19 protein-coding genes are annotated in these 22,325 nt (G+C 62.1%); 18 read left to right on the top strand and 1 reads right to left on the bottom strand.

The window, feature by feature from the left end; genetic code table 11:
• The first annotated feature begins 138 nt into the window (after positions 1-138).
• The 17 genes from HF257_RS19330 (at position 139) to HF257_RS19250 (ending at position 19,158) form a co-directional block, all read left to right on the top strand.
• The gene (locus tag HF257_RS19330; RefSeq protein WP_185706084.1) at positions 139-504 is read left to right on the top strand and encodes a response regulator transcription factor; all 366 of its coding nucleotides are present in this window, start codon (positions 139-141) and stop codon (positions 502-504) included.
• Between the two features lie 221 nt (positions 505-725).
• A complete protein-coding gene (locus HF257_RS19325) occupies positions 726-1,487 on the top strand; it encodes a hypothetical protein (RefSeq protein ID WP_233081322.1) in 762 nt (253 codons plus the stop codon).
• 63 nt (positions 1,488-1,550) lie between these two features.
• Positions 1,551-2,951, top strand: a complete 1,401-nt coding sequence (locus tag HF257_RS19320; RefSeq protein WP_185706080.1) for a DUF1254 domain-containing protein — start codon at positions 1,551-1,553, stop codon at positions 2,949-2,951.
• An 80-nt stretch (positions 2,952-3,031) separates the two neighbouring features.
• Positions 3,032-4,078 carry a transporter family protein gene (locus HF257_RS19315; RefSeq protein WP_185706078.1) on the top strand — a complete coding sequence of 349 codons (1,047 nt, stop codon included), beginning with the start codon at positions 3,032-3,034 and terminating at the stop codon, positions 4,076-4,078.
• Positions 4,079-4,090: 12 nt separating this feature from the next.
• The gene (locus HF257_RS19310; RefSeq protein ID WP_185706076.1) at positions 4,091-4,831 is read left to right on the top strand and encodes a DUF2092 domain-containing protein; all 741 of its coding nucleotides are present in this window, start codon (positions 4,091-4,093) and stop codon (positions 4,829-4,831) included.
• A complete protein-coding gene (locus tag HF257_RS19305; RefSeq protein WP_185706074.1) occupies positions 4,828-5,379 on the top strand; it encodes a hypothetical protein in 552 nt (183 codons plus the stop codon). Before HF257_RS19310 ends, HF257_RS19305 begins: the two co-directional genes overlap by 4 nt.
• A gap of 24 nt (positions 5,380-5,403) precedes the next feature.
• Complete coding sequence (locus tag HF257_RS19300) at positions 5,404-6,378, top strand: AAA family ATPase (RefSeq protein WP_185706072.1); 975 nt, start codon at positions 5,404-5,406, stop codon at positions 6,376-6,378.
• Positions 6,375-7,298, top strand: coding sequence for a DUF58 domain-containing protein (locus tag HF257_RS19295; RefSeq protein ID WP_185706070.1), 924 nt, complete (start codon positions 6,375-6,377; stop codon positions 7,296-7,298). The genes HF257_RS19300 and HF257_RS19295 overlap by 4 nt, the downstream gene beginning before the upstream one ends.
• Positions 7,295-7,759 carry a DUF4381 domain-containing protein gene (locus HF257_RS19290; RefSeq protein ID WP_185706068.1) on the top strand — a complete coding sequence of 155 codons (465 nt, stop codon included), beginning with the start codon at positions 7,295-7,297 and terminating at the stop codon, positions 7,757-7,759. The genes HF257_RS19295 and HF257_RS19290 overlap by 4 nt, the downstream gene beginning before the upstream one ends.
• Positions 7,746-8,741, top strand: coding sequence for a vWA domain-containing protein (locus tag HF257_RS19285; RefSeq protein WP_185706066.1), 996 nt, complete (start codon positions 7,746-7,748; stop codon positions 8,739-8,741). The genes HF257_RS19290 and HF257_RS19285 overlap by 14 nt, the downstream gene beginning before the upstream one ends.
• On the top strand, positions 8,728-10,182 hold the full coding sequence (locus tag HF257_RS19280; protein WP_185706064.1) for a VWA domain-containing protein: 1,455 nt from the start codon (positions 8,728-8,730) through the stop codon (positions 10,180-10,182). The genes HF257_RS19285 and HF257_RS19280 overlap by 14 nt, the downstream gene beginning before the upstream one ends.
• The gene (locus HF257_RS19275) at positions 10,179-11,204 is read left to right on the top strand and encodes a BatD family protein (RefSeq protein ID WP_185706062.1); all 1,026 of its coding nucleotides are present in this window, start codon (positions 10,179-10,181) and stop codon (positions 11,202-11,204) included. Before HF257_RS19280 ends, HF257_RS19275 begins: the two co-directional genes overlap by 4 nt.
• Positions 11,201-12,202, top strand: a complete 1,002-nt coding sequence (locus tag HF257_RS19270) for an HAD family hydrolase (RefSeq protein WP_185706060.1) — start codon at positions 11,201-11,203, stop codon at positions 12,200-12,202. The genes HF257_RS19275 and HF257_RS19270 overlap by 4 nt, the downstream gene beginning before the upstream one ends.
• Before the next feature lie 75 nt (positions 12,203-12,277).
• A complete protein-coding gene (locus HF257_RS19265) occupies positions 12,278-13,864 on the top strand; it encodes an arylsulfatase (protein ID WP_185706058.1) in 1,587 nt (528 codons plus the stop codon).
• 248 nt (positions 13,865-14,112) lie between these two features.
• Entirely contained in the window at positions 14,113-16,605 is a 2,493-nt protein-coding gene (locus HF257_RS19260; RefSeq protein ID WP_185706056.1) for a spermidine synthase, read from the top strand.
• A gap of 43 nt (positions 16,606-16,648) precedes the next feature.
• On the top strand, positions 16,649-18,175 hold the full coding sequence (locus HF257_RS19255) for a J domain-containing protein (RefSeq protein WP_185706054.1): 1,527 nt from the start codon (positions 16,649-16,651) through the stop codon (positions 18,173-18,175).
• Positions 18,172-19,158 (top strand): DUF3829 domain-containing protein, encoded by a 987-nt coding sequence (locus HF257_RS19250; RefSeq protein WP_185706052.1) that lies wholly within the window; start codon positions 18,172-18,174, stop codon positions 19,156-19,158. The genes HF257_RS19255 and HF257_RS19250 overlap by 4 nt, the downstream gene beginning before the upstream one ends.
• Here HF257_RS19250 and HF257_RS19245 read toward each other — a convergent pair.
• Positions 19,155-19,826, bottom strand: coding sequence for a DUF3313 domain-containing protein (locus tag HF257_RS19245; protein ID WP_185706050.1), 672 nt, complete (start codon positions 19,824-19,826; stop codon positions 19,155-19,157). The genes HF257_RS19250 and HF257_RS19245 overlap by 4 nt on opposite strands.
• Before the next feature lie 174 nt (positions 19,827-20,000).
• Between HF257_RS19245 and HF257_RS19240 the strand changes: the two genes are divergently transcribed.
• On the top strand, positions 20,001-22,193 hold the full coding sequence (locus tag HF257_RS19240; protein WP_185706048.1) for a tetratricopeptide repeat protein: 2,193 nt from the start codon (positions 20,001-20,003) through the stop codon (positions 22,191-22,193).
• The last annotated feature ends 132 nt before the right edge of the window (positions 22,194-22,325 follow it).

Raw genomic sequence — 22,325 nt, 5'->3', positions numbered from 1 at the left:
CAGGCTATTCTCCCTGTTCTTTTGTGTTGCATTGTTTTTACGGCCAGCGGGAACTTGTCGCGAGTCCGCGCTTACTCAAGGAAGAGGCCGGCTTGAACCGCCGCCTGTAAATCTCGTCTTTCTTGGGAATTCCATATTATGTCCGCAGTCACCTCCACCATCCTTGTTGTCGAAGACGATGCCATCGTGCGCATGCTCATCGTCGATGTTCTGGAGGAGTTGGAATTCAGTGTGCTGGAAGCGGCCGATGCCGAGGAAGCGCTGGCGTTGGTTCAACAAGCCGAGCAAGTCATTGACCTCATGATGACCGACGTGGGCTTGCCGGACATGGACGGCAAGCAACTGGCGAGCAAGGTGCGTGAACTGCGGCCCACCCTGCCAATCCTGTTTGCCAGCGGCTACGCTGAAAATATCGATGTACCTGCAGGCATGCAGGTGATCGCCAAACCATTCTCCATCGATCAATTACGCGACAAAGTCAAAGCGATGCTTGCGACAGCCTGACCCCCTCTTTACGCCTCGCCGCCTAGCCAAGGCGGCGTTTTGCGCCTTTCTACAGACCTGTGATACGCCCCGCAGCCCCCAGCTAATTCGATCGGATGCCTAGCGCAGCCGGATTTAGCTGCTAGCTTCTATCGACACGCCCTACAAGTATTAATCACAAGGGACAATCACCCAGGTATGGGGGAGCGCGTATGTTCAAGGCAACGTACACGTCGGCAGTGATGCTGGCCGTTTTGACACTACTCAGTTTTGCCGCCTTGGCCGACAACGCCGAGACCGCCAACAAGAGTAACAACCCGCTCAACCTCGCGCCGGGTGCCAACCTGCAGGATTACTACACCCCACGCCTGTTCGACAGTAACGCCCACACCAATGATCTGTTGCTGCGCGGCACCTTGCCCATTGCCCCTTCGGACTTCTTCGGTGTGCCGCAATTGCTGCGCGCCACCCTGCCCCTCAGCACCCGCCCCGATCCCCATAGCGGCTACAGCACCGGTATCGGCGACTTGAACCTGTTCGATATCTTCCTGCTCAAGACCGAGGGCGTGCAGTTGGGTATCGGCCCGCAAATCACCGCCCCGACCGCAGAGCACGACGAACTTGGCACCGGCAAGTGGCAGGCGGGCCTGGCGGCAATTGCTATTGATGCCTCGCCAAGAGGACTGCTTGGCGCACTGGTGCAATACCAAAGCTCGTTCGCCGGAGACCGCGACCGGGCGCATGTAGAAAGTGCAACTTTCCAGCCTTTCATCATTCATAACCTGCCGAAGGGTTGGTACCTGCGCTCCACGGGCACCTGGACCTTCGATTTGAAGAACGACACTCACTACATCCCCATTGGCTTGGGGATGGGCAAGGCCTGGAAAGCCGGCAGCAATATCCTTAATGCCTATGTGGAGCCGCAATGGACTGTGGCACGCAAAGGCGATGGTTTGCCTCAGTTCACCCTGTTCGCAGGGATTAACGTGACGTTCGGCAAATAAAACAGGAAACTCGGCGCTTTCATCCCACGCCCTTTAAAAAGATCTCTGGAAGGACGCAACAACATGATTGGAAAACCGACGCGCCTGCTGTTGGCGAGCCTCTCGATACTCATGAGTACTGGCGCTTTGGCCGATTTCACGGCCACTCCCGCCGAAGCACGTGCCATTGCCAAGGAAGCCTATCTATATGGCTACCCAGTGGTAGCGATGTACAAGACGCTCTACACCCAGGCCGTTGATAAGGGCGGTGCGAACTTCAAGGCGCCGTTCAACCATATCGGCAATACCGCCCAAGTGTTCACGCCCAAGGACAACGCGTTTGTCACGCCCAATTCGGACACGCCCTACTCGTTCGTCTGGATGGACCTGCGCAAGGAACCGCTGGTCCTGACCTTGCCGAAGATCGAAGACAACCGCTACTACTCGGTGCAGTTGATCGACCTCTACACGCAGAACATCGCCTACCTGGGCACCCGCAGCACCGGTAACAACGGCGGCCACTACATGATTGCCGGGCCTGACTGGAAAGGTCAGCAACCGGTCGACATCGACCGCGTGGTGTACAGCGAGAGCAACATCGCCTACGCGCTCTACCGCACGCAGTTGTTTGACGAGAAAGACCTGAACAAGGTCAAGCAGATCCAGAACGGCTATAAAGTGCAGCCACTGAGCAGCTACGTTAAACAGCCGGCCCCACCTGCGGCGCCGAAAATCGACTGGCCCAAGCCCATGGCGACCATGACCGAAGGCCCGCAGTTGTTCCGTTACCTGAACTTCATGCTGGCGTTCGCCGCGCCCCAGGACAGCGAAAAAGACCTGCTGGCACGTTTTGCCAAGATCGGCATCGCCCCGGGCGCACCTTTCAAGGTGCACCAACTGACCGCCGAACAACGCAAGGCCCTGGAATACGGAATCGCCGATGCGCGTGCCGAGTTTGCCGCGTTCAAAAAAGACAAGATCGACACCCATCAAGTGTCCAGCGGGGAGCTGTTCGGCAGCCGTGACCGGCTGAAAAACAACTACCTGTACCGCTATGCCGGTGCGGACCTGGGGATTTTCGGCAATTCCACCGACGAAGCCATCTACCTGAGCTATTTCGTCGACAGCGAAGGCAAGCCCGCCAACGGCGCACGCCACAGCTACACCGTGCACTTCGCCAAGGACCAACTGCCGCCGGCCGATGCGTTCTGGTCGCTGACCATGTACGACGCCAAGACCAAACTGCTGGTGCCCAACCACAAGAAGCGCTACCTGATCAATTCGCGGATGTTGCCCAACCTCAAGCTGGACGCCGACGGCGGCCTGACCCTGGCATTGCAGCACCACGAACCGCCGAAAGCGGAACAGAGCAATTGGTTGCCGGCTCCACCCGGCCCGTTTTATGCCGTGCTGCGGATCTACCTGCCCAAGCCTGAGGTAAGTAGTGGTCAATGGAAACTGCCACCGTTGACGCCGCTCAAGTAACACCACGTGCCCGGTCATACAGGGGATAGACCGGGCGCGTAACTCCCGATATCAGGCCGTTTACAAGGATGCGTAACGCCATGATTTCACGTGCTCGCTTGTGTGCTGCCCCGCTGATTTTTGGCGTGCTTTCCAGTGGCGGTCTATCGGCCGCCAGCCTGCCGGAACTGGGCAGCAGCCCGGCGCCCGCCACCAAGGCCGATCCCGAAACCTGCCACCGTCTGCAACAAGACTTCGATATCGACCTCAAGCAAGTGGTCAAGGCCGGTTGCGACCCGTCAACCGAGCAAATCGCCAAGCTGATGGACAACCCCGTGGGCAACCTGGTGTTGCTGTTCAATCAGTTTGATTACACCGCCCTCAAGGGCCCCCACAGCAACGGCACCCGGCACCTGGGCAAATACAGCTTCATGCCGACCTTCCCGATATCCATCGGCGAGGACTGGAACCTGATCAACCGCATTCCGCTGAGCTATGTCAGCGCGCCGGTGAATGCCAAAGCGGGCAACCTGATCGGCATGAGCCCGTATGGTGTGCTGACTGACCGCGACTTTCCCGACGTGGTCAACGACCCGTTCGACCGCACCTCGGGGTTTGGCGACCTGGCCTATGTGGGGGTGTTTTCCCCCAAGCAGCCGATACGGTTTGCCAATGGCGGCAAGATGGTCTGGGGGTTCGGCCCCACGGCCATGTTCCCCACCGCCGAAAAAGACGTGCTGGGCACCGGCAAATACGCCCTTGGTCCGGCGTTTGTCGCGGCCTACCTGGGCGAAGACTGGACCCTCGGGTTCTTCCCGCAGCATTGGTGGTCGGTAGGCGGCGACTCACGGCGCAAGGACGTCAGCCTGACCAACATCCAGTATTTCATCCAGCGTGCCATTCCCGGTCCTAGCCAATGGCGGGTGGGCATGACGCCCAATATCACGGTGAACTGGAAGGCCGAGAGCGGGAACAAGGTCAACTTTCCCATCGGTATCGGCGCAGGACGCATCGTCAATTTCGGCAAGTTGCCAGTACGCATCTCCGGTGAGGTGCAGTACTCGGTGATTCACGCCGACGACCTGATCAGCCCCCGCTGGAACTTCCGCCTGTCGTTTATCCCGGTGATACCAACCTTCATGCTTTGAACGAGGTGCGTCATGTCGCGCTTTCAATGCTTGTTGATTTGCCTGGCCTTGACTGCCAACACGGTCTCGGCCGAGGAACTGGAACCCAAGGCCCTGGCCGCCCTTGACCAGATGGGCGCCTATTTGCGCAGCCTGCAGCAGTTTCGCATCGACGCCAGCAGCCACACCGACCAGGTGCTGGAGAACGGCCAGGTCATCGAGTTCAGCCATCAGGCACGTTTGCTGGCCCGTCAGCCAGACAAGCTGCACGTGTCACTGGAAAGCGACGGCAAACGCCGCAGCCTGTTTTACAACGGCAAGAGCTTCACGCTTTACGACAGCCGCAGCGGCTACTTCGCCAACCAGGCCGCGCCTGCGAACATTGGCGGCTTGCTCGACCAGTTGAGCGAACGCTACGGCATCGAATTGCCCCTGGCCGATCTGTTTCGCTGGCACCCCGGCACCGCCAGGGACGTGGGCATCAGCAGTGCGTTGCTGATCGGCGATGAAACCGTCGACGGCAACACCTGCACCCATTACGCCTATCGCCAGCCGGACATCGATTGGCAACTGTGGGTGCGCCAAGGGCCCCGACCCCTGCCCTGTCGCCTGGTGATCAGCCGTCGTGACACGGCTGAGCAGCCTCGGCACAGCGTCAACTATCACTGGCAACTCAACAGCGCGATCAAGCCCCAGGACTTTGAGTTTATTCCTCCCGCCGGCGCCCGTGCGGTGCCCTTGCAGCAATTGGAGCCTCAAGGAGAACAGCCATGAGAGCCACGGCGGCGGTATTGACAGCCAGTTTGCTGCTGAGCCTGTTCGACCCCTTGGTGGCCCAGGCCTGGCAAGTGCGCGGCGGTGGCGGCGCGCGCACCTTCGTGGTGCCCCATGGTGGCAGCGGTGGGTATCGACCACCGCCGCCAATGCCGCGTCCCATGCCTGCGCCTCGGCCAATGCCGCCACATCCCGAGCCACACCCGCAGCCGCAGCCGCAGCCGCACCCGCAACCCCATCCGGAGCCAGGGCCGCACCCTTACCCGGGACCCGGGCCACATCCAGGCCCAATGCCGCCGCCGCCGCCTCCTCCACCGCCACCGCCACCGCACCCGGATGACTGGTATCACCCTTGGGCGGCAGCGGCGGTAGTCGGTGCCACCACGGCAACGATCCTCGCCATTGGCACCCAGGTCAGCACCGTGCCGGCCGATTGTGTCTCGGTAGTGGCCAATGGCGTGGCCTACCAGCATTGCGGGCCGACCTGGTACCAGCCGCGTTACGTCGGCAGCTCCGTGCAATACATCGTGGTCACCTCACCCTGGTGACCCAAGGTTTCAAGGAGGAATGGCATGACAGCACTCAACGATCTAACCGCCTTGCAAGCCAGCATGGCCGAAAGCGTCCTGGGCCAGGAGCACGTGATCCGCCAGATACTGCTGGGCCTGCTGGCCAACGGTCATCTGTTGCTGGAAAGCCTGCCAGGGCTGGCCAAGACCCGTACAGTCAAGGCCCTGGCTCGGCATTTGGACGCAAAGATGAGCCGCATCCAGTTCACGCCCGACCTGCTGCCATCGGATATCACCGGTGCCGAGGTGCTGCACCAGGTCGACGGTCAGAACCAGATCCGCTTCCAGCCGGGGCCCTTGTTCGGCAACTTGATTCTGGCCGATGAGATCAACCGCGCGCCGGCCAAGGTCCAGGCAGCGCTGCTTGAAGCCATGGAAGAACGGCAAATCACCGTGGCCGGCGCCAGCCACCCGCTGCCCGAGCTGTTTATCGTGGTAGCCACCCAAAACCCCATCGAACAGGAAGGCACCTATCCCTTGCCGGAAGCGCAGATGGACCGTTTTGTGATGAAGCTGCTGCTCGACTACCCCAGCGCCGAGAATGAAAGCCAGGTCCTGCGCCTGCTCAGGGCAGAGGAACAGGCCGCCGCCACCCAGGCAGTCCAGGGCTTTACCCTGGAGCCCGAGGTGATCTTTGCCGCGCGCAAGGAAGTCAGCGCGATCCAGGTCTCCCCTGCGATCGACCGTTACCTGATCGACGTGATCAACGCCACCCGCCACCCCGGCGACTACGACCCCGACCTCGCCCGCTGGATCAGCCTGGGTGCCAGCCCCCGAGGCGGCATCGGCCTGGACCGCTGTGCGCGGGCAGATGCGTGGTTGCAGGGCCAGGCCTTTGTCACCCCGGACAACGTGCAAGCGGTGGTGCACCCGGTGCTGCGCCATCGAATACAACTGAGCTACGACGCGGTGGCGGACGGTGTGACAGCAGACCAGGTACTCGACCGCCTGCTCAGCAAAGTGGCGATTCCCGCATGAACGCCGACGGCTTGGTCTACGTGAGTCTGGCGCAGTTGATGGCGTTGCAGTTCCAGGCGCAAGGCTTGAGTTTTGTCGCGCGCCAGCCCCAGGGGAGCCTGCTGGCGGGCAACCATGCTTCACGCCTGCGTGGCCGTGGCTTGAATTTCGATGAGCTGCGGCGCTACCAGCCGGGCGACGATTTGCGCCATCTGGATTGGCGTGCATCGTTGCGCACCGGCAAACCGGTGGTGCGCACCTTCACCGAAGAACGCGACCGTCCGGCCTTGATTGTGGTGGACCAGCGCATGTCGATGTTTTTTGGTTCGGTGCGCAGCTTCAAGTCTGCCGTTGCCGCTGAACTCGGGGCGTTGGCCGCCTGGATGGTGTTCAACGCCGGCGACCGTGTGGGTGGCCTGGTGTTCAACGACTCACGCATCGACAGCGTGGCGCCGTTGCGCAGCCGTAAACGGGTAGAAGCGTTGTGCAGCCGCATCGCCTTGCAGAGCAGCGAACTCAATGCTGGCAATGCCGACCATGAAGGCGACAGCCAATTGGACAAGGTCTTGCAGCAGTGCGTGGCGCTGGCGGGTCACGACCATTTGATCTGCCTGGTCAGCGATTTTGCGGGCGCCGGCCCACGCACCTCTCAACTGCTGCAGCAACTGTCGGCCCACAACGATGTGGTGGCGTTGCAGGTGTACGACCCCTTGGCGCTCAACGTGCCCAGCCGTGGGCAGTTATTGGTGACCCAGGGGCAGTTGCAAGTGGAATTGGCCGTCAACCAACGCAAGGTGCGCCAGCCGTTGGGCGACTTTCTCGGGGGGCGCCTCAAGGACGTCGCCAGCCTGTTGCGTCGCAGCCAGGTTCCGCTGCTGATGATCAGCACCGCATTGCCCGCCGCCGAGCAACTGCGCACGGAACTGGGGAAGCGCCGGTGACCGCCCATGTGCCGAGCATCGAGCAACTCAAGGAGTTGGGCTTGCCCGCGCCGGTCAGCTACTGGCCACAGACCTGGGGTTGGGGCGTGCTACTGGGGCTGCTGGTGATTGGACTGCTGATCCTCGGCATCCGCAAATGGCTGCGTTGGCGGCGCGATGCTTATCGGCGCGAGGCCTTGGCGCGCTTGAAACAGTTGAAAGACCTGCGAGAGTTACCCGAACTACTCAAGCGCGTCGCCTTGTCCATGCCGCTGTCAAAAGCGCAACACCAACGCATCCCGACCCTGCGCGGCGCCGAATGGCAGGCCTTCTTGCAGCACCACGCCGGCGCGCCGATACCGGAGGACCTGAGCCAGCAGTTGGCGCAATTGGCCTACGGCGCGCCTTTGCCTGCCGAGCAGCACACGCAATTACTGGCCCAGTGCACTGCCTGGGTGGAGCAACACCATGTGGCAGCTTGACTACCCCTGGCTGCTGCTACTGCTGCCGCTGCCGTGGCTGGCCTACCGCTATTTGCCGCCCTACCGCGAAGCACGCAGCGCCGTGCGGGTGCCGTTTTTCCGCGGAATGAGCCAGGCCATCGGTACATCGCCCTCCAACAGCGGCACGCGCCATAATCGCAGCCAGTTACTGCTCAATCTGCTGGTCTGGGCGTTGCTGGTGCTGGCGATCGCCCGCCCGGTGTGGGTGGAAAAACCCATTGAACGCCAGCAACCGGTGCGCGACTTGATGCTGGCCATCGACATCTCCCAGTCCATGGAAACCCAGGACTTCACCGATGCCGCCGGCCACAAGATCGACCGCCTGGCCGCCGTCAAACAGGTGGTGCATGGCTTTATCCAGCAGCGCAAAGACGACCGTATCGGCCTGATTCTGTTTGGCAGCGGTGCCTACCCCCAGGCGCCCTTGACCCTCGATCACGCCAGCCTGTCGCTGTTGTTGGATGACAGCGGCATCGGCATGGCTGGGCCGAATACCGCCATTGGCGATGCCATTGGTCTTGGTCTCAAGCTGCTCGACCAGGCCCATGAGCCGGAAAAAGTGCTGATCCTGCTCACCGACGGCAACGACACCAGCAGCGCAATCACTCCAGATCATGCCGCCGACATGGCGGCTGCCAAAGGCGTGATCATCCACACCATCGGCATTGGCGACCCACAGGCGACCGGGGAAGCCAAGGTTAACCTGAACGCCTTGCAGGACATCGCCAGCGCAACCGGCGGCCGCTACTTTCGCGCAGAGGACCGCGACAGCCTCACCCAGGTCTACGCCACCCTGGACAAGATCACCCCGCATCAAGTGAAAACCCTCAGCCATCAACCCAAGCGCGACCTGTTCTGGTGGCCGCTGGGCGCCGCGTTGGTGCTATTGGCGGGGTATCACTTGATTGCGGCGCTGTGGCCGCATCGGCCGAAACGGGAGGCAGCGGATGGACTTCAGTAACTTCCACTTCCTGCGGCCGACTTGGCTGTTGCTTGCCCTGTTGGGTCTTCTGCTGCCGCTGATCTGGCAACGCAGCCGCGACCTGCAACGGCGCCTGCGCGGCAATATCGCCCCGCACCTGTTGCCGCATTTGCTGCTGACTCCCAACGACCCGCATCGCGTGCGCCCGGTGCATCTGGTGTGCGCGCTGCTAGTGCTCGGCGCAATAGCGACTGCCGGGCCGACCTGGCAACAGGATCGCCCGGATTTCCTGGAAAACCGCGCGCCGCTGATCATCGCCGTGGACCTGTCGCCGTCGATGGACACCGCTGACGTGCCGCCCACCCGCCTGACGGCCGCCAAGCACACGTTGCACGACCTGGTGCAACGCCGCAAAGGCACGCGCACGGCATTGCTGGTGTATGCGGGCAGCGCCCATCTGGTGTTGCCGCCCACCGACGATCCTGAACTGCTCGACACCTTCATCCAGGCGTTGGGCACCGACTTGATCAGCAAGTCCGGCAAGGATGTCGCCGCGGTGATCGAGCAGGCCAAGCGATTGCTGCAACAGTCGCCGGGCACCTTGCTGCTGGTGACCGATGGCGCGGACGTCGCCCAACTGCCCACGCTCAAGGACGACTCGCTGCAAGTGCTGGTGCTGGCCTTGGGCAGCAGCCCGACGCTCAAGCAACTGGCCTCGGCACTCGATGCGCCCCTGGGCAGCCTGACATTGAATGACGATGACCTGGACTGGGTCGCACGCCACGCCCAGCAACATTTCCAGAATGCCGACGAGCAACAGCGGCTGCTGCAATGGAAAGACGCAGGGTATTGGCTGTGCTGGCCGCTGCTGCTATTGGCGTTGGTCAGCGTGCGTCGGGGCTGGAGCCTGAATTGGGGCGCCGTCTTACTGCTCGGCCTGCTGCTGCCGCCAACGCCAGCTGAGGCCAATCCGTTCCTGACCCTAGACCAACAAGGCCGCTGGGCCTTTGAGCATCATCACTACCCTGAGGCGGCGGCGCGGTTTGTCGATCCCTACTGGAAGGGCATTGCCGCCTACAACGCGGCGGACTACGACTTGGCCCAAACCACGTTCAGTGCGATGAACACGCCGCAAGCCGCGTTCTACCTGGGCAACATCCACGTACGCCGCTTCAAGTTCGACGACGCCATCAGCGCCTACCAGCATGCCTTGCAGCTCCAACCGGACTTTCCTGAAGCCAGCGCCAACCTGGCCCTGGCGATTGCCTTGAAGAAAGACACCGAAAGCGCGGCGAACAACACCCCCGAGGTCAAGCCCGATGAAGTCAAGTTCGACAAGGCCCCCGGCAAGGGCCAAAGCAAGGCGATCCAGACCCAGCAAGCCAACAACGATGCGCTGTGGCTACAAAATCTGACCACCTCGCCTGCCAATTTCCTGCGGCGTAAATTCAGCCTGCAGGACCAGGAGGCGAAACCATGAAGCGCTATTGTGGCGTTCTCTTGCTGATCACTGCCCCCGCGTGGGCCGCCGAGCCCCAGTTGCGCGTACAGGCGCAGTTGGTACCCGGTGCGTCGGTGGTGGTAGGCGAGCAGTTGTTGGTGCAGGTCGATGTGCTGACCGATACCTGGTTCACCTCCGGCGCAACACTGCCTGACTTGAAGTTGCCAGGTGCACGCGTGCAGCCCCCCGGTGGTGAAGCCGAGCACACCACACAGGTGATCGACGGCCAGACCTTCTACGGCATGCGCTACGCCTACCGCATCACGCCAAATGCCGCGCAACACTTTACGGTGCCCGCACTGAGAATCAGCGCGCAGCCGGGCCAGGCCAGCGCACCGCTGACGGCGCAAAGTGCACCGTTATCCTTCGAGGCAAGCCAGCCGCCGGGATTTGCTGCGGACGAACCAGTGCTGGTTGCCAGTGGCTTGCGCTTGAGCCAGACCCTCACTGCCACGGACCTCAAGGTCGGTGACAGCCTGACCCGCACGCTCACACTGCAGGCCGACGATACGCCCGGCCTGTCGCTGCCCCCGCCCGCCGCCGCGCAGATCAAAGGCCTGCGCCTTTACCCGCAGGCCCCCATTATCAGCAACCTGGACGACGGCCGTGGCGCCATCACTGGTGGCCAGCGCATCGACGCCTTGGTGTACCGCGTGCAGCAAGGCGGCCATTACACGCTACCCGCCATTAGCGTGAAGTGGTGGGACAGCCGCAATCATCGCCTCCAATTCGCGCAGCTGCCGCCACTCACGGTGGACGCCCAGGCAGTCAGCGCCTACACCCCAACCTTCGCCATCGAACACGGCCGCAGGCAGCTGTCTCAGCACCTGTTCGCCTGGATTGCTGCGATTATCGCGCTGATCCTGGCGGGTTATCTGTTGCATGCGTTGTGGCCGCGTATCCCGCCCCTGTGGCGAAAAACGTGGGCTGCATTGCGTTGGGCGTGTCGTCAACTACGCTTGGTTGCACTGAACCCTCGTCACGAAAAGGACTTCCCATGACGTCGCTGCGTTCTGCCCTGCCCCTTCTCCTGCTGCTGACCCTGCCTGCACTGGCCGCCGACCCGCTGCCCTCATGGAACGAAGGCCCAAGCAAGCAGCAGATCATCGACTTCGTCCAGGCCGTGACCGTCGAAGGCTCCAAGGACTACGTCAAGCCTGCCGAACGCATCGCCGTCTTCGATAACGACGGCACCTTGTGGACCGAACAACCGGCGTACTTCGAAGTGCTGTTTGCCTTTGACGAGGTCAAGCGCCTGGCGCCCCAGCATCCTGAATGGAAAACCACCCAACCGTTCCAAGCCGTGCTGGAAGGCGACCACCAAGCCCTCGCCGCCGCCGGCATGCAGGGCCTGCTGAAAATCATCGGCGCCACCCACACCGGTATCAGCACGCAAGCCTTCATCGACAATGCCCGGCACTGGCTGAAACAGGCTCGTCACCCCAAAACCGGCAAGCCGTTCGACCAGATGATCTATCAGCCCATGCTGGAGATGCTCGATTACCTGCGCAGCCAGCAATTCAAGACCTACATCGTCTCCGGTGGTGACACCGCCTTCATGCGCGCCTTTGCCGAAGAGGTGTACGGCATACCGCCAGAGCAGGTCATCGGCTCGAACTTCGTCACTCAGTTCCAGCTAAACGGCGGCCAACCCCAGGTACTGCGCACCGCCAAGCTGGCGCACAACGACGACGGTCCCGGCAAGCCGGAAAGCATCGACGCGGTGATCGGGCGGCGTCCGATCCTGGCGTTCGGCAACTCCGACGGCGACCTGCAAATGCTGCAATGGACCGCCGCTGGCAGCGGCAAGCGCTTGATGGGCCTGGTGCACCACACCGATGCCAAGCGCGAGTGGGCCTACGACCGTAATTCTCAGGTGGGGCGCCTGGACAAGGCGCTTGACCTGGCCAAGGCAAATGGCTGGACCGTGGTGGATATGGCACGCGAATGGCGCCGTATCTACCCTTTCGAGCCGGCTGTGCAAGCGCAGGTGCAATAAGAAAAACGTCACGACGGACTGTAATAAACGTAGGTCGCAGCCAATGCGACCAGAGCCCTAAAAGGAGCAAGTCTTATGACTCGCATACGTAAGTGGCTGCCGAAGCTCGCCCTGGTGGCGGCTTCGGTGATCGGCGCCTCGGCATCCGCCCTGGCCGCCGAGAAGCCGAATATCCTGGTGATCTTCGGCGATGACATCGGGCAAACCAACATCAGCGCCTATTCCATGGGCGTTGTGGGGTACAAAACGCCCAATATCGACCGGATCGCCAAAGAAGGCATGATGTTCACCGACTACTACGCGGAGAACAGCTGCACGGCTGGGCGCTCGTCCTTCATCACCGGCCAGACGCCGTTGCGCACGGGGCTGTCGAAGGTGGGTGCGCCAGGGGCTTCGGTGGGTTTGCAAAAGCGCGACATCACCATTGCCCAAGCGCTGAAGTCACTGGGTTATGCCACCGGACAATTCGGCAAGAACCACCTGGGTGATAAAGACGAGTACCTGCCGACCAACCACGGGTTTGACGAATTCTTCGGCAACCTCTATCACCTCAACGCTGAAGAAGAACCCGAACGCCCGTACTGGCCGAAGGACGACCCCGAGTTCGTTAAGGCCAACTCGCCCCGTGGCGTGATCCACAGCTTCGCCGATGGCAAGATCGAAGACACCGGTGCCTTGACCACCAAGCGCATGGAAACCATCGACGACGAAACCACGGCCGCAGCCCAAGCGTTTATCAAAAAACAAACCGAGGCCAACAAACCGTTCTTCGTCTGGATGAACACGACGCGGATGCATCTATTCACCCATGTGCGTGACTCGATGAAGGGCCAGAGCGGCATGCCCGGCAACGAATACGCAGACGGCATGCTGGAACATGACGGCGATGTGGGCAAACTCCTGCAAACCCTCGACGACCTGAAAATCGCCGATAACACCATCGTGGTCTACACCACCGACAACGGACCCAACCAGTTCTCCTGGCCGGACGCGGCGACTACACCGTTCCGTAACGAGAAAAACTCCAACTGGGAAGGCGCGTACCGCGTGCCTGCGATGATCCGCTGGCCCGGCAAGATCAAGCCGGCGGAGGTCTCCAACGAAATGTTCTCGGGCATGGATTGGTTCCCCACCCTATTGGCGGCAGCAGGCGATGCCGACGTCAAAGACAAGCTGCTCAAGGGCTGGGCACCGACATCCGGTGGCCAGAACTTCAAAGTACATTTGGATGGTTTTAACCAGTTGCCCTACCTGACCGGCCAGCAACCCAAGGGTGCCCGCGACGAGTTTTACTATTTCAACGATGACGGCGTACTGGTCTCGGCGCGCTTTGGCAATTGGAAGGCCGTGTACTGCGAGCAACGTGCGCCGGGTGGCTTTGCGGTGTGGAGCGAGCCCTTCGTGTGCCTAAGGGTGCCGAAGATCTTCAACCTGCGCATGGACCCTTATGAACGAGCGGACGTGGTTTCTGACCAGTACTACGACTGGAGTACCAAAAACGTTTACTTGGTTGCGGTAGCCGTTACCAAATCAGCCAAGTTCCTCCAAACCTTTGTCGAGTACCCGCCCAGCCAGAAACCGGCGAGCTTCAGCATCGACCAGATTCGCGGCGCGGTGGACAAGCAAATTGACGCGAAAATGAAGGCTGCCCCGGGCTCATAACCGATACAACACAAGGCAAATGTGGGAACAAAAAGCCCGCCGCACTCTTGTAGTGAGCGGGCTTGCCCCGCGCTGGGTGGCGCAGCCGCCCTAAACGGGACGCCTCGGTATTTCAGCGAGACCGAGGTGTCTGGTTTTAGGGCGGCTGCGCCACCCAGCGCGGGGCAAGCCCGCTCACTACAGAGGCAGTGTTGCGGTAGGGCATGCCTCCTCCCACAGGAGTTCTCTGAAAGCTCTGGAATTTGGTAATGACCTCACACGCTGCAAGCAAAACAATAGAAACTCATTCGACCACTTCAATCCTGCTCCCCGCCCTCCTCCTGTTCATCTCCGGCGGCGCAGCGTTGGTCTACCAAGTGCTGTGGATCAAGCAGTTGTCCTTGGTGGTCGGCGTGGAGGTGTATGCAATCACCACCGGCATCAGTGCTTTTTTCGCCGGGCTGGCTCTGGGCGGGCTGCTGTTTGGACGTTTGGCGGATCGTTTCTCGCGGCCATTGCTGCTGTACGCAGGTCTGGAATTACTGGTGGCCGTTTTCGGCGTCGGCGCCACGCTGGCGCTGGGTACGGCCGCCGAACCCTTCGCTTGGCTGGAGGCACGCATTGGCCCGGTGGCCTGGGCGCTGCCGTTTGCCCTGGTGGGGCTGCCAGCGTTGCTAATGGGCGGCACGCTGCCGGTGCTGGTGCGCTCGCTGAACATCGACGCCAAAGGCTTGAGCCAGGCTGGCGGACGCTTGTATGCCGCCAACACCGCCGGGGCAATTGCCGGTACGTTGCTGACGGCATTCGTTTTGATCGCGCAATTTGGCGTGCGCGGCAGTGCGTTGGTCGCGGCGCTGTTGAACCTGGCCGCCGCGGCGGGCGCAATGCTGGCGGTGCGTCATCGACCGCCCGCCATTGTGGCTGCGGCTCATGCGGTACAACCCGCTCGATTGGCGCTGGTGCTCTACGCCATTGCGGGAGGTGTGGCGCTGGGCTACGAGGTGGTGTGGTCACAATCCATCGTGCAGTTCATGAGCACACGCACCTATGCGTTTGCGGTGGTACTCGCCACCTACCTGACCGGCTTGTATGTGGGCAGTCAATGGATGTCCCGCCGCGTGGAGCGCCTGCGTGACCCTTGGGGCATATTCGGCCTGTTGATCGCGGGTGCCGGGCTGGTAGCCCTGCTGGAAATCGCCCTGCTGGGCCGTTGGCTGGTGCTGTTGCAAACCCAGGCCGAGTCGCTGGTGCTGAGCCTGGGCGGCAGTGAGCTGCCCGGTATGAGTGCACGGTTTGCAGTGGCGGCACTGTGCATCGTGTTTGTGCCGACACTGTTGCTGGGCGCTGCGTTTCCCGTGGCCTTGCGCCTGAGCGTGGGCAACCGCCATGTCGGCCGCGACGTGGGCGCCGTGGTGGCGTTCAACACCCTGGGTGGGATTGTCGGCGTGATGCTCTGCGGGTTTGTGCTGATCCCGTGGCTGGGATTGGTGCGGACTTTGGGCCTGCTGGCCGTGATCGCGGGCGTGGTGGGCTACCTGGCCGTGCGGCGTGGCCATGGCGTGAAAAAAGGTCGGCGCCAGGCCGTGGTGGCGCTGGGGCTGGTATCGCTGGCCGTGGCACTGCTGACTCCAGTGGATCGCCTGGCCAAATTACTGCCGGGCGCACGCAATGCCAGCTTGGCGTTTTATCAGGAAGGACGTGGGGCGACGGTGGCCGTGGTCACCCAAGGCCAGGGCGCGCGGACTTTCCAGCGTCTGTATATCCAAGGTGTATCGAACACCGGCGACGCCATGCCGTCGCTGCGCTACATGCGTATCCAGGCGTTATTGCCGCTGCTGATCCACAACGGCGAGCCCAAGTCGGCGTTGGTGATCGGTTTTGGCACCGGCATAACCGCCGGCGCCTTGTTGCGTTATCCAGGCCTGGAACACCGCGTCGTTGCCGAATTGCTGCCGTCGGTGGTGCAGGCGGCGCCGTTGTTCAAAGGCAATTACAACGCTGCCAGCGACCCTGGCGTAGAACTGCGCCTGCGCGACGGTCGCCAGGAACTGCTGCGCAATCCACAGGCCTACGACCTGATCACCCTGGAACCCCCACCGCCCTCCGCCGCTGGTGTGGTTAATCTCTATTCCAAGGACTTCTACAGACTGGCCGCCACGCGCCTGGAGAAAAACGGCCTGCTCGCCCAATGGCTGCCGTTGCCGACGCAAAACATTGACGACTCCCGCGCGCTGGTGCGCAGCTTTCTTGACGTATTCCCCTACGCATCGCTGTGGACCAGTGAGTTTCACGAGATGCTGCTGGTGGGTTCCCTTGAACCGATCAACCTGGATGCAGACCGCATCCGACAGCGCTTCGAGCAGCCCGGCGTGCGCAGTGCGCTGTCCGACGTCGGTATCGATTCAGCCGCGACGCTGCTGGCCACCTGGGTCACCGATCGCCAGGGCCTGGAACATTTTGCCGCCGACGCGCCCGCCGTCACCGATGACCAGCCGCACATCGAGTACGCACCGTGGGTGCGCGCCAAGGAAATCACCCGGGTGCTGCCGGCCTTGCTCGACCTGCGCACGCCGGTGCCGCTGGTCAATGCAGACGCAACGTTCACCCGCACCCTCAGCGCCGAGCAGCAACGGCTGATGCAGTTCTACCGCGCCAGCCTGCATGCCTACGACGGCGACCGTGATGCATGGGGGCGGGATATTCGGGAGGTGTTGCAGCAGGACAGCGCCAACCCGTACTACCGCTGGTTTATCACCCCCTAAAACAGGTAATGTGCGCCCGATTGTTTAGGGAGTTGCACCGCACATGACTTGCTGGAATGTCCTTGGCCTTACGCCGGATGCCGATAGCCGCACGATCAAGCGCCAATACGCCGCGCTGTTGAAGAAGACCCGGCCGGACGAAGATCCCGAGGGTTTCCAGCGCCTGCGCGAAGCCTACGAGGCTGCGCTGGAGCGCAGCCAGGCTCCGCAGGAAACCGTCGAAGTCGTGGTTGAACACCGGGGTGAAACCCTCGACCAACGCTATCAAGCCGCAATGCAGGACGGCACAGCGCTGTTCTTCGAAGTGCACCTGCTGCATCGCAGCATCGAAGGCGAACTCAGCGCCGAAGACACGCGCTGGGCCTTCGAAACGTTCAACTGGCTTACGGCCTGGCAACGCCTCGAGCTGCCCGCCGAGCTGGTCGAGAAGCTCGAACGCCAACACCGTGCCGCTCTGCAGCAACCGTTACGCGAGGCCCTTGCGCACAAGGACGAGGCGGCATTCCTGGCCGCCTACGCGGCGCGTGATCAACACGCGTGGGTGCATAACCACCCGCATGCCGAGTGGTTCAACCAATGGCTGGCCAGGCTGTTGGCCCAGAGTCATTACTGGTCCTGCGCCGTGTTCGACGCGGTGTGTGCTGGCCAGGACTGGCACGGTGGCGCCGACCACACGTGCCCGCCCGGCGACTGGGCGCTGTTGTTGCGACGCCAGCAAGGGCCACTTTTTATCGCACGCCAACGGGCATTGGCCGCCGAGCCGCCCTTCACCCCGCAACAACGCGCTGCACGCCTGTTGCTGGCACCGATGAGCCTGAATCAGCGCCGTGCGTTCGCCGAGCGCCTGGATCAAGACGACTGGAAAGCCTGCCAGGCGCTCAGCGCCGATATCTATGCCGACCACGTGGCCCTCGCCGAAGCGATGCCCGGCGGCACCGTGTATTTCTGGCAAGGCTGGGACACGGCTACCGACACTTGGCCCTGGATCGTTGCGCTGGTGCTGGGTTGCCTGGTGGGCGTGCTGGTCAAGGCCGAGCGCTTGGCCGGTCACGTGATACCGACAATGGGCTATGGGATCCTGTGGGCACTGGCCGCCGTGATCGGTGCTGGGCTGGCCTGGCAAGTGTGGCGCCCATTGGCCCACCAATACCGTGTGCTGGATGAACGACTCAGCGAGCGCATGCCCCTGAAGTTACTGCCAATACGCGACCTGGTGCCCGGGGTGGTGCTGGCGGGCGCGCTGGGGTATATCTTCAGCCCCGTCGCCAGCCTGACGCTGGTGGGCGCTCTGGCACTGATCGGTCTGATCAAGCGACCGTTCAACAACCACCACACCCCCTGGACTGTCCGTCATCCCCGCTGGACCACAGGGGGCATGGTGCTGGCCGTCCTCGTGGTGATTGCGCTCTACGCCGGCCTGTTGCTGCTCGACAGGCAGTACTTGGTCACCCGCGACCAAGGCCTGCAACAGTGGGCCGAACGCCTGTGCAGCCGCATGCCGCGCACTGCTCCCGAATGCCAGGCACCCGCCACCGAAGCGCAGTGGTACGGCCAGGAGGCCAAGAGATGAATCCGAATCTGCTATTCCCCATCGGCATTTTCCTGGGCCTGGGATTGCTCGGCATGGCCGGCGCCACCAAGCCCCTGCAACAAGTGCAGTTGTGGCTGGACCAGCACGACAGCCCCCACACCGCAGCCGCCAGCGCCCTGGCGCCGATCATTGATTGCGTGAACCGCATCGACCGGGATACGCGCCTGGCCTATTACCGCAAGCGCTCAACCCAGCCGGTAGCGCCTGATACCGATAACTATGGCGACCGTACCGAGCCCGAACCGCGCCTGATCCAGGCGTCAGTCTGCTCGCAGCTCTACACCCTCAAGCTGGAGCGCCAGGACCCTGGCAGTCGCATGGTTGGGCTGGCCAGCGTGTACGCCTACCAGTTGAACAAATTCACCTCACTGTCTGACACCGTCATACCGGCCTATCGCGCCAACGGTATACCGCCGAGCACACAGCAAATGGTCGCAGAGGTGATGAACAAGCACCTGGCGCAAGAGCTGGAGAAAAAAGGCGAGGACTACTGGCGCGTCTCTGCCGAGCTGCGTAACGATTTGGAAGTGGAGGACCTGCGCATGCGGCCTGCGCAACTGGCGTTGCTGGAGGCTCGGTTCGGTCGTGACGTGCATTGGCACATTCTCAACTACATGATCGCGGCGCGTGAGGCGGTGAACCAGATCGAGCTCGGCATGCGTGATGCGAGCCTCACACCGCAGGCGGTCGCTACCCTGGCCGAAGCGGTGCAACAGGCCGCCGATGGCACCAAGGCCTACATCCGCACGCCCACCAGCCCGGAGCGGGATGAGGACGCCGAGTACATGTGGTACATCATCACCTCGCCTGCCGAGGCTTACCTGGCGGCGTTACGCACATTGGAGAAAGACTGGCACGCCCGCGCGCTGCCGCAGCAGCTGAGTGACGACTATTACCTCGTCACCCGCCGCTACGACGCCCTGCTCAGCTATTACAACCGGCAGGCGCGTAATACGTTCTAGTGCTTTTTGAGCTTCACGTACGACTGATGCAGGTCTGACGCCCAACCGTCGATGACGCTTTTCACATCGTCGGCCTTCATCACTTGGGCGTCGTTGGACAGTGGCTTGCCGGTGCCCTTGCGCACCACTTGGGCCAGCACCTTGCCGCTGGCACCGTCGAGGAACTGCGCCTCGGTGCCCAGGGTGGTTTCCTGGTCACGGTGGCCCGTCGCCGTACTGGCGGCCGCCACGACGAGCGCAACGGGGATGTATTCGTACGGCGCGAGGGCTTCGGTCTTGCTGCTGACAGCGGTGATCGCCGCACGCACCACAATCACCCCGGGGCCAGGCGCGTTGGCCAAGGGCAGGGATTTTTCCAGCTCACGCTTGAGCGCCTGGTTGTAGTAGGTGTTGATGCCGTTGAGGGTGCTTTCCGGGATCTTGGCGGTGGCCTGGGGCTTGGGATAGAACTGGGTCGGTTCAACGTACACCGCGGTGTAGCGGCTAAGGTCCAGCTTGGGATCAACCCAACGCATCACCTCGGCACCCGACGGGGACTTGGCTTCCTTGAGTTGGCTGTAGTCGGAGAGAAACCCGGAGTATTCCTCGGGTTGCGTGACCTTGCTGGCACAACCTGCCATTGCGATTGAGGCGAAGCACAGCGCGCTGATCGTTAGCCTTAGTTTCATCATTGAACTCCCTGGCGGTCATCACTGAAACATTGAGCTTGTAGGTATAGCCAACTCTGGAGAAATAGCCGCTATTTCGCGCTGTGCGTTTGACAGACTTGAGCACAGCGTCAAAGCTGCACGAAGCTTAAGCACGCCGTAGAGCGTCCATGCATCAAGACAACGGAAGTCGGAATGCCCAAGCCCAAAAAAGAACCAGCCGTACCCCACCGTGATTCACCCCGACGTTACCTCTACCTCGTATTGATTGTGTTGCTGTTGTTGGCCATGGCCGGGATCTGGTTTTTCCTGCAGGCCGGCACACCTCGCTTGCCGGCACCTGTGGTTGCAGTGAAACCGGCGGCCATCGCCCCGGCGCAGATGGTCGATGAACAGCAATGCCAGGGTTGCCACCAGGCGCAGGTCAAGGACTGGCAAGGCTCCCACCATCAGCTGGCGATGCAGGAGGCCAACGCGCAGACGGTGCCGGCAGACTTCAATGACGCAAGCTTTACCGGCGAAGGCGAAACCACGCGCTTTTTTCGCCGAGGCGCCGAATATTGGGTCAATACCCCCGGCAGCGACGGCCAGGCGGCCGACTTCAAGGTGGCCTACACCTTTGGCATTGCCCCGTTGCAGCAATACCTGATCGAGGTTGGCGAGGGGCGCCTGCAAGCCCTCGGCGTGGCCTGGGATACGCAGCAGCACCGCTGGTTTCACCTTTACCCCGGCCAAGGCGTGAACTTCAAGAACCCGCTGCACTGGAGCAAACCCAGCCAGAACGCCAACTTCATGTGCGTGGAGTGCCACACCACCGGCTACAAGCGCAATTTCGACGCGGTTAAAAACAGCTTCGACAGCCAATGGAACAGTCTCGGCGTCGGCTGCCAGGCCTGCCATGGCCCGGCGTCCAACCACCTGCAATGGGCGGCTAAAAAGGGCGACCTGCTGCATGCCGGCTTCGCCGTAGACCTCAAAGACAAAGACGCCACCGTCGAGCTGGAAACCTGTGCGCGCTGTCATGCGCGCCGTGCGCCCTTGGGCGATGGTTTCACCGTGGGCAAACGCTTGATGGACGACTACCTGCCCAGCGTATTGACCCGCGAGCTGTACGCCCTGGACGGCAAGATCAAGGACGAAGTATTCGAGCACGGCTCCTTCGCGCAAAGCAAAATGGCCGAAAAAGGCGTGCGCTGCAGCAACTGCCACAACCCCCACAGCAATGAACTCAAGGCACCCGGCAATGCCGTGTGCGCGCAGTGTCATAACCCGGCGGGCAAAACCCCGTACACCACGGTGGATGGGCGTGGGTTGCAGGCCAAGCAGTACGATTCCGCCGACCACATGGGCAAGGCCGGTGCGTTCTGTGTCGATTGCCACATGCCAGGCAAGGTCTACATGGGCAATGACTTGCGCCATGACCACAGCTTTAGCATCCCAGCGGCAGCGCGTGACGTGCTCAAGGCGCCTTCTTACGCCGAGAGCATGGTGTTGATTCGCGGTGGCGAGCCTGGTGCAGCCCAGGCGCTCTATGACCAGTTGGCGCGCGGCAACCTGCCGGCGATCCAGCGTGCCACGTTGCTGGTGGAGTTGCCCAACTACCCGAGCCAGCAGGCACTGGCGTTGGCGACCAAGGACCTCTCCCACCCTGCCCCGCAAGTACGGGAAAGCGCCGTGCGTGCGGTCAGCGCCCTGCTGCCACCCGCAGAACGCGTGGCGCTTTACGGTACTTTGCTCAAAGACCCGGTGCGGGCTGTGCGCATCATCGCCGCGCGCGACCTGTTGAGCGTGCCCGGCCAAGGCCCGGCCTGGGACAGCGCCATCGCCGAGTATGAACAGGTGCAGATGAGCCTGCTGGAGCGCGCCGAAGCCAACCTCAACCTTGCCATGCTGTACCAGGCCAGTGGCCGTGGCGACAGAGTGGAAGGTCAGTTGCGCACGGCGTTGCTGCGTGACCCGGACTTTTTTCCTGCGCTGGTCACCCTCGCGCAGTGGCTTGAAGCCAACGGCCGCGCGCAGGAGGCTCGCAGCCTGATCACCGAGCAGTTGGCACAACATCCGGATGCGGCGCTGTTGCAGCACACCCAAGGGCTGATGCTGATTCGTTCGGGCGGTACGGCCAATGCCATGCCCTACTTACGCAACGCTGTGCGCTTGGATCCCGCCAACGCGCAGTACGCGTTTGTACTCGCCGTAGCCCTGCACGACGGCGGCAAGGTCGATGAAGCCACCCAACAGTTGGAAAACCTGTTGCAACGCCAGCCTTACAACCGTAACGCGCGGCTGTCGCTGATCCAGTACTACCTGGAGAACGGCCAGGAGCCCAAGGCGCAGGTGGTGATGCAAAGCTGGAAAAAGCTCAACCCAGGTGACCCTGCCTTGAAATAAGCATTGGTAGTGAGCGGGCTTGTCCCGCGCTGGGCTGCGAAGCGGCCCCAAAATCGGGCAATCAGGTTCTTCCTGGAAGAATGCGTTTGCCGAATCAGGGCGGCTTCGCAGCCCAGCGCGGGACAAGCCCGC

This window comes from Pseudomonas cremoris (assembly GCF_014230465.1).
Note: the sequence above shows the minus strand (reverse complement) of the source record. Positions and strands in the feature narration are given on the sequence as shown.